General features: G+C 63.2%; 10 protein-coding genes. 5 read left to right on the plus strand and 5 right to left on the minus strand.

What is annotated here, in order from left to right:
• On the minus strand, positions 1 to 423 hold a 423-nt coding region (locus ACE3OH_RS14210), incomplete at its 3' end, for a LysR family transcriptional regulator (RefSeq protein ID WP_374354071.1).
• A gap of 145 nt (positions 424 to 568) precedes the next feature.
• Between ACE3OH_RS14210 and ACE3OH_RS14215 the strand changes: the two genes are divergently transcribed.
• The gene (locus ACE3OH_RS14215) at positions 569 to 1,480 is read left to right on the plus strand and encodes a DMT family transporter (protein ID WP_374354074.1); all 912 of its coding nucleotides are present in this window, start codon (positions 569 to 571) and stop codon (positions 1,478 to 1,480) included.
• On the opposite strand, the gene xth is transcribed toward ACE3OH_RS14215, so the two are convergent.
• The 4 genes from xth to ACE3OH_RS14235 all read right to left on the minus strand — a co-directional run bounded on the left by xth (position 1,469) and on the right by ACE3OH_RS14235 (position 6,216).
• Complete coding sequence (gene xth, locus ACE3OH_RS14220; protein WP_374354077.1) at positions 1,469 to 2,245, minus strand: exodeoxyribonuclease III; 777 nt, start codon at positions 2,243 to 2,245, stop codon at positions 1,469 to 1,471. The genes ACE3OH_RS14215 and xth overlap by 12 nt on opposite strands.
• Before the next feature lie 144 nt (positions 2,246 to 2,389).
• Positions 2,390 to 3,046: a hypothetical protein gene (locus ACE3OH_RS14225; protein WP_374354080.1), complete on the minus strand. Its 657-nt coding sequence runs from the start codon at positions 3,044 to 3,046 to the stop codon at positions 2,390 to 2,392.
• 237 nt (positions 3,047 to 3,283) lie between these two features.
• Positions 3,284 to 5,605, minus strand: coding sequence for a S8 family serine peptidase (locus ACE3OH_RS14230; protein ID WP_374354083.1), 2,322 nt, complete (start codon positions 5,603 to 5,605; stop codon positions 3,284 to 3,286).
• Positions 5,606 to 5,676: 71 nt separating this feature from the next.
• Entirely contained in the window at positions 5,677 to 6,216 is a 540-nt protein-coding gene (locus tag ACE3OH_RS14235; RefSeq protein ID WP_374354086.1) for a glutaredoxin family protein, read from the minus strand.
• 184 nt (positions 6,217 to 6,400) lie between these two features.
• On the opposite strand from ACE3OH_RS14235, the gene ACE3OH_RS14240 reads away from it, so the two are divergent.
• The 4 genes from ACE3OH_RS14240 to ACE3OH_RS14255 all read left to right on the plus strand — a co-directional run.
• Positions 6,401 to 7,264 (plus strand): Rossmann-like and DUF2520 domain-containing protein, encoded by an 864-nt coding sequence (locus ACE3OH_RS14240; RefSeq protein WP_374354089.1) that lies wholly within the window; start codon positions 6,401 to 6,403, stop codon positions 7,262 to 7,264.
• Positions 7,261 to 7,974 (plus strand): tRNA (N6-threonylcarbamoyladenosine(37)-N6)-methyltransferase TrmO, encoded by a 714-nt coding sequence (gene tsaA / locus ACE3OH_RS14245; protein ID WP_374354092.1) that lies wholly within the window; start codon positions 7,261 to 7,263, stop codon positions 7,972 to 7,974. The genes ACE3OH_RS14240 and tsaA overlap by 4 nt, the downstream gene beginning before the upstream one ends.
• Before the next feature lie 10 nt (positions 7,975 to 7,984).
• Positions 7,985 to 8,677 (plus strand): aspartate/glutamate racemase family protein, encoded by a 693-nt coding sequence (locus tag ACE3OH_RS14250; protein ID WP_374354095.1) that lies wholly within the window; start codon positions 7,985 to 7,987, stop codon positions 8,675 to 8,677.
• A 14-nt stretch (positions 8,678 to 8,691) separates the two neighbouring features.
• Positions 8,692 to 9,841 (plus strand): DEAD/DEAH box helicase (locus ACE3OH_RS14255; RefSeq protein WP_374354098.1); only part of this gene is annotated, 1,150 nt, incomplete at its 3' end.

A 9,841-nucleotide genomic window follows, 5' to 3' on the forward strand; every position in this document is an offset into this window, starting at 1 on the left:
AGCATCGAGATTTAGCTGCTCCAGCTGCACACCCACGCCATGGCCGGTGGTCACCCGTACATCCACCCCCGCCTGCAAGCGCTGGTAGCCGGCCAATCTAGGCAAGAACCAGCGCATCGCCAGGGTGGGCGGCAAATGGATGCGCAATTCGGTGGACTGCGGGCCCAGCTCGGCGATTACTTTGGCAATGGCGTCAAACGCGCCCTCGACCGTCGGCAGCAAGGCCTGACCCACCGCCGTCAGCGCCACACCGCGCGCCTGGCGTGCAAATACCGGCTTGCCCAGATAGTCCTCCAGCAGTGCAATCTGCCGGCTGACTGCACTCTGGGTAAGAAACAGGCGGCCCGCCGCCCGGCTCATATTGCCCTCCCTCGCCACAACGGCGAACACCTGCAGGGAATACAAGGGGGGAAGTCGGTTCATGGCGTGGTAATCCGGTGGCAGGCCCGGTTTGCCCGGCCCAAGGCATGCAAAAAACGCATAGGCTACATGCAAATTCGGCGTTAGTCAGCGCCGCGCCCCGCTCTTATGCTGCTCGCCAATATCCAGCAGCCGATCAGGAGCCGCCATGTACCCTACACACAACAATTTCCGCGCCATCAGCTGGGTTATCGCCGGCATCAGCAGCTTTACCGTGATCGGTGGACTGACCAAACATCTCAGCGCACAGCATAGTGGCACCGCCGTGCTATGGGTCGGCGGCTTGCTCACCTTGCTGCTGGCCGCGCCCTGGGCTTTGCGCCAGCGCGCCCGGGCGATCCGCAGCCAAAAACCCGGCCTGCATCTGCTGCGCGCCCTGTTCAATACCTTGTCGGCACTGTGCGCCTTGTATGCCTTGCCCCGGCTCAGCCTCGGCGAAGTGACCTTCTACCAGCTCACCACGCCGATCTGGCTGATTCCGCTGGCGCTGATCTTCCTTGGCGAAGCCGTCCGGCCGATGCGCTGGCTCGGTGTGGCGGTGAGTTTTGCCGGCGTGTGGATTGTTGCCGCTCCGGGCTTTGATGCCGGCATCAGCCTGGCGGTAATGGCCATCCTGGCCAGCGCGGTCAGCGACGCCTTGCTCGGGGTCTTGCTCAAGCAAGGCCAGCATGAAACGCCGATGTCCATGCTGTGGTGGACCTTCAGCGGCAAGACCCTGCTGTTTGGCCTGCTATCGGGCTTCGCCCTGCCGCAGTTCAGCGCAACGGACTGGCTGCTGCTTGCCAGCATGGCCGTACTCAGCCTCGCCTGCATGCTGTGCTTTATCCACGGCTATCGCAGTGCCGACGCCACCGTAGCCGAAACCGGCAGTTTTGCCGGCCTGCTGGTCGGCCCGCTGGCCGGCTGGCTGATGTTTGGCGAAACCTTGGGCAATCACTACTGGCTCGGCGCTGCCGTGCTTACTGCCGGCATCCTGCTGGCGCTGTTCGAGCCCGCCCTGCCCTGGCGCGCCGTCGTGCGCAACGCCAAGCCGCTGTGCCTGCCGCAATCAGGCAGCTGAAGCGAGCGTGGCCAGCACCGGCGCATGGTCACTAGGGCGCTCGGCCTTGCGCGGCTCGCGATCGATCTCGCAGGCGGTGCAGATCTCGGCCAGGGGCCTGGACAGCAGCACATGGTCGATGCGCAGGCCAGCATTGCGGCGAAAGCCGGCGGCGCGGTAGTCCCACCAGCTGAAGGCATTCGGTTCTTGCTCGAACAAGCGGAAGCTATCGACCAGCCCCAGATCGATCAGGCGCTGGAAGCGCTCGCGCTCGGCCGGGCTGACCAAGACCTGGTCCACCCATTTTGCCGGGTCGTGCACATCGCGATCTTCCGGGGCGATGTTGTAGTCGCCCACCAGCGCCAGCTTGGGGTGGCGCGATAGTTCGCCTTCGACAAAGGCGATCAGCGCGTCCAGCCAGGCCAGCTTGTAGGTGTATTTATCGGAATCGAGACTTTGCCCGTTCACCATATAGGCGCCAATCACCCGCACGCCATTGACGGTGGCGGTGATCACCCGTTTTTGCGGATCGTCGAAATCGGGCAGGTTGAACTGCACATCTTCAAGCGGCGCACGCGCAATCATCGCCACGCCGTTGTAGGTTTTCTGGCCGACAAAGGCGACATGAAAACCGGCCGCCTCGATCTCGCTGCGCGGAAAAGCATGGTCTTCCAGCTTGGTTTCCTGAATGGCCAGCACCGTCAGCTCGGGCCGGGCAGCGAGCCAGTCCAGCACCTGCGGCAGACGTACTTTGAGGGAATTGACGTTCCAGGTGGCGATTTGCATAACAGCACTCATGGATGGATTCAACAAGGGACAGGCTGTGAAGGCTGGTAACAAACCGGACCAGCCCGTTCAACGCGATGCAGGAGCTGCCGCCACATCTTGCGCGCAGCGGGAGTAGGAACACCAAGCGTCAAGGAGCGGAACCTAGCGTCCGTTCATCAGGCGGTTAAACTTTGGAATGCGAAAGTCTTCCGGAAAATCATCACGCGTTCCCAGATTCATGCCCAGGCGGTACTCACCGGGCACGGCCTGGCCATTAACCTCCTGAGGCTGGAACAACCAACCTTCTAACGAAACCTTGGCAAAGCGACGCACTGACTCCGGGATTCCGGCCGGCGCTTCCACATCGATCCGGCCGCACTTTCCGCTGACATCAACCTCACACCTGACAGTCAATGAACCATGCCATTCGCCAGCCTTACCCACTTCATCCGGAAAGCTTGCCATATAGGTTTTGATGGGCAAAGGCAGGACAGACAATGAATCCAGCTTGGCGGAGCCTCCCTTGGCAGACGGCGTGATGGTGAACGATGTCAGCACGCCTGTCTTGAATGTTGCGGGACGACCATCGACGACCGGTGCCTGGATATGCGCCTTGGCAAGGCGCGCCCGGACGTTGTCGAGGAAGGCTGCGGGGTAATTGGCTGATTCGGCAATGTCGATATCGCTTGAATTGCCATTGGCATCAAACAACACCGAGGACCAGACATCTACCTTGTAGGGCAGGCCATCAGTCTCGTCCGCCTGAGGAAGCGCCAACAATGCACAGAACGACAATACGACGACGAGGATGTTTTTCATGAATTGGTCAGCCTGGCGGTTTCGGCCCGCGATTCTAGCCCAGCCAGTCAGCGACGCAACAAGCTTCACCCAGGCCATGTGGCGCCCGGATCAACGTTTTGTGACTTTGCCTACCAACTGTGTTTCCTTACCCCCCAGCAAGAGCCTGTTCACGATCTTTTTGCACAGGCCCTCCACCCGGCTTGGCAAATACATTGCCCCCGCTTCTTGTCTCTCAGAATCAAGATCATTCAGGGATCACTGCATCACCCCCGCCACCCCCAGCTTGCCATTGAGCATATCGGCAGCACTGCTGCCGTAGCCGATATAGATGGTCGAGCCGTGCAGGCTGCTGTTGAAGGCATCGCTCAGGGTGGCGATGTTTACATCGAAGCTGCTTCCGGCCACCGTGGCGGTGGCCGCCGGGATGGCGGGCGGGGCATAGGCCACCCAATTCTCGCCATTGCGCACATACACCGTATTGCCGAACAGCACGCCGATATACACATTGACCGGCTTGCCTACATCGGCGGTCGCCGGTGTGATGGTGGCACTGTAGACAACGCTGCCAGCAGCCGCATTGCGATGCAGGGCAAAGCTCGGCGTGGTGATATTGATTGCGCCGCCAATCGAGCGATAGGCAGCGGCGGCGTCGAGTATGCCGTAGCCCCAGGTGTAGTTCGGCGCCTGCGGCAGCAGGGTCGCCACATTGTAGACAGGCAGGCCGCTGCTGAAGCCATTGCTCTGCACGTTGCGCAACAAGGCCTGGCGTACCTCGGCGATGCCCAGCTTGGGATTGGCCTGCAGCAGCAGGGCGATAGCGCCGGTCACGTGCGGCGTGGCCATGCTGGTGCCGCTTTCGACGATATGCACACCGTCCGGGTCGGTATCCTTGATATTCGGTGCACTGGTGTCGGTGGCCAGCGACGACATGATGGCCGAGCCCGGCGCAGTGATTTCCGGCTTCATGATGGGCGGACACTTGGCCAGATTGCTGCAATTGCGCCGTGGCCCGCGGCTGGAGAAGCTGGCGATATCGCCCACGGCGCCGGCATTGATCTGGTAGTTCTTGCCATTGAGGCTGGCCCAGTGATCCTTGGTGACATAGGCCGCTACGCTCAGCACATTGGTCGCCGATGCGGTGTCGGTGATGATCTCGCTGGTCAGCGCCTCGACATGGTCGGTAAAGCTGGCGCCGTTGCCATCTTCGTCGCCGATGATGCTGAAGCTTGCCACCGCGCGGTCGAGCTGGACGGCGGTCAGCGCAATGGTCCACACGCCGGTCTTGACCGGGCTGCTGCCGGTATCGAGGTTGATCAGGATTTGCCGGTCATCATTGGCAGCCTGGGTGTCCGATGAGGAGACGACAATGGCGCCGCAGCTGGTATCCACCCGCACCGGCCGGCTGGCCGCGGCCACCAGGCCGCTGTCGCAGCCGACACTGGGGCCGGTGACCCGTACGCTATACGCCTGCTTGCCCGGATACCACATTTCCAATTGGTAGCTACGGCTGCCATCAGGCACCTGGTAGCCGATATTGACGGTTTGCCCCTGGCTGATGCTGCCGGTGGCGCGGATCGGTGCATCGGCCTCGTTGCCTACCGCACCGGTAATCAAAAAGCCCGGCCCGACAGCATTGGACAAGGCGCGCTCGTAGTTCGACGTGCCATCGCGCGCGCCGTAATAGCTGCCCAGGCTAAGGTTCACCACCGCCGGCTTGCCGAGCGAGCTGGCCACCTGCTTGACGTAGTTGACGCCATCGACCACCGAATCGCTGGCCTGCACGCCATCGCCAAGCGGATTGGCCGCCACGATATCGGCCTGCGGCGCCATGCCCACCATGCGAAAGGCCGCTTTGCCATTGCCGGTAGCCTGGCCATTGCCGGCGGCGATACCGCCGACATGGGTGCCATGGCCGCCCGATGAGGGCTGGGTGCAGGCGCTGCTATTGCCTTGAATGGCGGCATTGATCATGGCTGCAGTACACACGCCGCCATAGGCAAAGCCAGCCGGCGGGCTACCGGCTGCAGCACGGGCGCGCATATCCCAAAGCTGCAGGATGCGGCTGCTGCCATCGGCATTGCGAAAATCCATGTGCCGGAAGTCGATGCCATCATCGACGATGCCGACAATCACCCCCCGGCCGGTGGCACCGGTGAGATTCAGCCCGCTGCCGCTGCGCAGCGTATCGGCGCGCGTGGCCGGCACGCTGGCATCGAGCCGCGGCCGCATTTTGCGCGCCGCCTCGACATAAACCACCTCGGGCATGGCAGCCAGACGCGGCAGGCTATCAAGCGGAATATCCACCGTGGCGACATCGCCCACCACGCTGCGCACGGTAACGCCCTCGGCGCGGATGGCGTCCAGCGTGCCTGGTTGAAAGCGCAGCAAGGCGGCGACGCTCGGTGTAACAGCGCTGCGCGCCAAGCCATCGCTACGCGAGGCTTGCGGCAGCAGGCGAGGCGCCAGTTGCGGGAAGCTGGCCACGGTGCGCAAAGCACCATCGAGCCGGCCATCGGCGTGCACGCCCATCGCCAGAGCCAGCACAGTCAAATAAGAAATCAGGCGAACAGGCTGCATGGCCACTCCCGGAAATAAAACGGGCCGCCAGCATGGCAGGCAGCCCGTCGTGTTGAAATGCACCGGCCCGATCAGGGCTTGGCAGGCGTCTTGGCGGCAGGGGCGGCTGGCGCGGCAACCGGGGTCGGGCCGCTGATATTCTTGGCAGTCGGATCGGCCGATTTCGGATAACCGGCATTATCCAGCGCGCCCTGCCAGCTTTCCGGCTCGAAGCCGCGCAAGGTGGTTGCACCCACCTGCAACACCGGCACCACCGCATCGCCGCTCAAGATTTTCTTCAAAGCCTCCAGGTCGGCCGGGCTGGCTTGCGGATTGCGCAGACCGTAGGGCACACCGCGCTTGCTCAGCAACAGCCGCGCGCTGTCGCAGCTTTCGCCGCAGTTATTCGCCCACAAAATCACTGGCGACTTGCGCATGGCCTCTTTCAGATCAAAGCCGCCACCGCTGGTCTGGATCACATTGGTCTTGATGTCCTTGCTTTGCGCTTTCTGGTCGGGCGGCGGCGTGTCGGAGAACACGATATTTCCGTTTGCGTCCTTCCATTGATACACCTTGCCCGCCAGGGCGAACGGTGCAGAAAGAATCAGCAGGGCAAGAAGCAGGCGGCGCATGAGGGAACTCCAGCAACAAGCAATGACATTGGTATGACAGCAAAACCCGATTTTCACCTTGATTGCACTATCGAACAAGGATTTTATATTCAGTCGGCATATCCGGCTATAAGCCAGAAACCCGAGCCAGCCAGAGAACCGGGCGCTCATGCCATAATCGCGCTTCCGCGCCAGACTTCTGACCATGTCTCTTCCCGTTCTCAATCTAATCGGCCCCGGCAAGCTGGGCTTGAGCCTTGTCCGCCTGTGGCAGGCGGCCAATACGGTCATACTAGGCGATGTTGTCGGCCGCGACCGGCACAAATCCGCCGCGATTGCCACCACGCTCGGCGCACGCGCCTGTCAGATCGACGAGCTGGCACCGGCCGACTTCACCCTGATCGCCACGCCGGATACGCATCTGGCCCATGTCGCCGCGCAGCTGGCAGCTGCCGGCACGCTCCGGCCGGGCAGCGTGGTGTTTCATTGCAGCGGCGCCTTGCCATCTGCCGTATTGGCGCCGTTGCGCGCGGCCGGCGCGCTGCTGGCCAGTGTTCACCCATTGAAGTCGTTTGCCAGCGATGCGGTCTCGGCCGGCGAATTCTCCGGCAGCTACTGTGGCTGCGAAGGCGATGCCGAAGCATTAGCGCGGCTGGCGCCGTTATTCGATGCCCTGGGCGCGCGCCGTTTTGCCATCGACGCCGATCACAAGACCCTCTACCACGCCGGCGCCGTGCTGGCCTGCAACAAGCTGGTAGCCCTGATGGAGTGCGCGCTGCGCAGCATGGCGGCGGCCGGTGTGCCGCGCGACATCGCCTGGCCGGCATTGCGCCCGCTGATCGACGGCACCCTGATCAATCTCGACCGCCTCAGCCCCGCGCAGGCGCTGACCGGGCCGATTGCCCGTGGCGATGCCGTCACTGTCGATCGCCAGCAAGGGGCACTGGCTGATCTTGACCCTAGCGTGGCGACGGTTTACCGAAGCCTGGGAGAAGTAGCGGTGCAGCTGACCAATCTGGATGAGACACAGCGCCAGTCACTGCGTGCCGCACTGGAGGCGCAAGCATGAGCAACTGGCCGATGCAGCCGATCGGCATGATCGAAAGCTGCTTCAAGGAAAAATTCGCCATCCCGCGCCAGCCCGGCCTGTGTCCCTCGGCCGAGGCCACCCTGCACCTGCTGCCGCCGTTTGATCAGGCCGACACGGTGCGCGGCCTGGAAGCATTCAGCCATGTGTGGCTGCTGTTCGCCTTTCATGAGACAGCCGCGCAGGGCTGGCGCCCGACGGTCCGGCCGCCCAAGCTTGGCGGCAACCAGCGGGTAGGCGTATTTGCCACCCGCTCCACCTTTCGCCCCAACCCGATAGGCATGAGCGTGGCACGCCTCGCCGGCATCGAGACTGACCAGGGCGTGCGCTTGCGCCTGGCCGGCGCCGACCTGCTCGATGGCACGCCGGTGCTCGATATCAAACCCTACCTGGCCTATGCCGACGCAATTGCGCACGCATCCAACGGCTATGCCGATGCTGGCAACGCACCTCTTGCGGTCAGTTTTGCGGCAGAAGTCGAGCCGGCGCTGGCCCGACTTACCCAGCGCCTGCCGCATTTACGCCAATTGATCAGCGAGGTCCTGGCGCAAGACCCGCGCCCGGGCTACGCCGACGACCCGGATCGCGAATACGGCATGGCGCTGTACGACCTGAATATCCGCTGGCGTTGTCAGGCGGGGATGGCGGTGGTGTGCAGTATTCGCCACACCAACGACAACTTGCCTCAATAAGGTAACCACCATGAAAACACTAGGCCTGATCGGCGGCATGAGTTGGGAATCCACGGTCAGCTATTACCGGCTGATCAATGAAGGGATCAAACAGCGGCTGGGCGGCTTGCATTCGGCCAAGCTACTGCTGTCCTCGGTCGATTTTGCCACCATTGCCGAGTTACAACGCGCAGGCGACTGGGATGAGGCGGGGCGACAGCTGGCCGAGGAAGCCAGGCGCCTGCAGGGTGCCGGCGCCGAGTTGCTGGTACTGGCGACCAACACCATGCATCTGGTAGCGCCGGCAATCGAGGCGGCCACCGCTATTCCCTTGCTGCATATCGTCGACCCGACCGGCGCCGCCCTGCGTGCCGCCAGCATCGACTGCGTCGGCCTGTTGGGTACCCGCTTCACCATGGAGCAGGATTTCTACCGTGGCCGCCTGGAGTCGATGCATGGCTTGCGGGTGATTACGCCGGCGCAGCCCGCGCGCGAGCGCGTGCATCAGGTGATCTTCGACGAGCTATGCCTTGGGCGCATTGAAGAGGACTCGCGCCGCGACTATCTCGATATCGTCGCCCAGCTGCAGGCAGCCGGCGCGCAGGCGGTGATCCTCGGCTGCACCGAAATCGGCCTCTTGCTGCGGCAAAGCGATTGCGCGCTGCCACTTTTCGACACCACCGCCCTGCACGCCCAGGCAGCGGTCGACGCCATGCTGGCCTGAGCAACCGATCTTCCATGGCATTTGATTTCAGCAAGCTCCCCAAGACCCAGCTCGGCCAGTTGCATAAGCTCGGTATCCAGCAGGCGTTTGATCTGATCCTGCACCTGCCGCTGCGCTATGAGGACGAAACCCATCTCTACCCATTGGCCGATGCGCCGCTGGGTGCGCCGGTGCTGGTGGAAGGCACGGTGCGCCATGCCGAAGTCACTTACCGGCCGCGCCGCCAGCTGGTGGCGCGCATCGAGGACGATGCCGGCCATGAGTTGTTTGTGCGCCTGCTCAATTTCTATCCGAACCAGCAAGGCCAGCTGGCCGAGGGCAAGCGGGTGCGGCTGCTCGGCGAAATCCGCCACGGCTATTTCGGCAAGGAGATGGTGCACCCGAAGATACGCACGGTCAGCGAGGGCAGCGCGCTGGCCGAGGCCTTGACCCCGGTCTACCCCACGGTGAATGGCCTGGCCCAGCCGGCCCTACGCAAGCTGATCGCCCAGGCCATGCACGGCTGCGTGCTCAGCGACACCCTGCCAGCCCCCTTGCTGCAGCGCCTGGGCCTGATGCGCTTTGATGCCGCGGTGCAGCTATTGCACTACCCGACGCCCAATATTGCCCAGCATGAGCTGAGCGAGCGCAACCATGCTGCCTGGCTGCGGCTCAAATTCGATGAATTACTGGCCCAGCAGCTGTCGATGCGCCTTGCCTACCGCCGCCGCCGCGCCCAGTCGGCGTCGGTGTTGCACCCGGCGGGCGAGCTGGCCGCACGGTTAATCAAGCAGCTGCCATTTGGCCTGACCGATGCGCAGGCCCGCGTGCTGGTGGAAATCCGCCAGGATCTCGCCTCGCCGCACCCGATGCAGCGCCTGCTGCAAGGCGATGTTGGCGCCGGCAAGACCATTGTGGCGGCGCTGGCAGCGCTCGATGCCATCGAAGCCGGCTACCAGGTGGCCCTGATGGCGCCCACCGAAATCCTCGCCGAACAGCACTTCAAGAAACTGAGCGACTGGCTAAGTCCGCTCGGCATCCGCATCGTCTGGCTGGCCGGCTCGCTCAAACCACGCGCCAAGGCTGCCGCCATTGCCGAGGTGGAAAGCGGCGCAGCGCAGCTGGCCATCGGCACCCATGCCTTGTTCCAGGATGCCGTCACCTTCGCCCGCCTTGGCCTTGCCA

The sequence above is a fragment of the Chitinimonas sp. genome (assembly GCF_041904975.1).
In the GTDB taxonomy this organism is placed as follows: Bacteria; Pseudomonadota; Gammaproteobacteria; order Burkholderiales; family Chitinimonadaceae; genus Chitinimonas.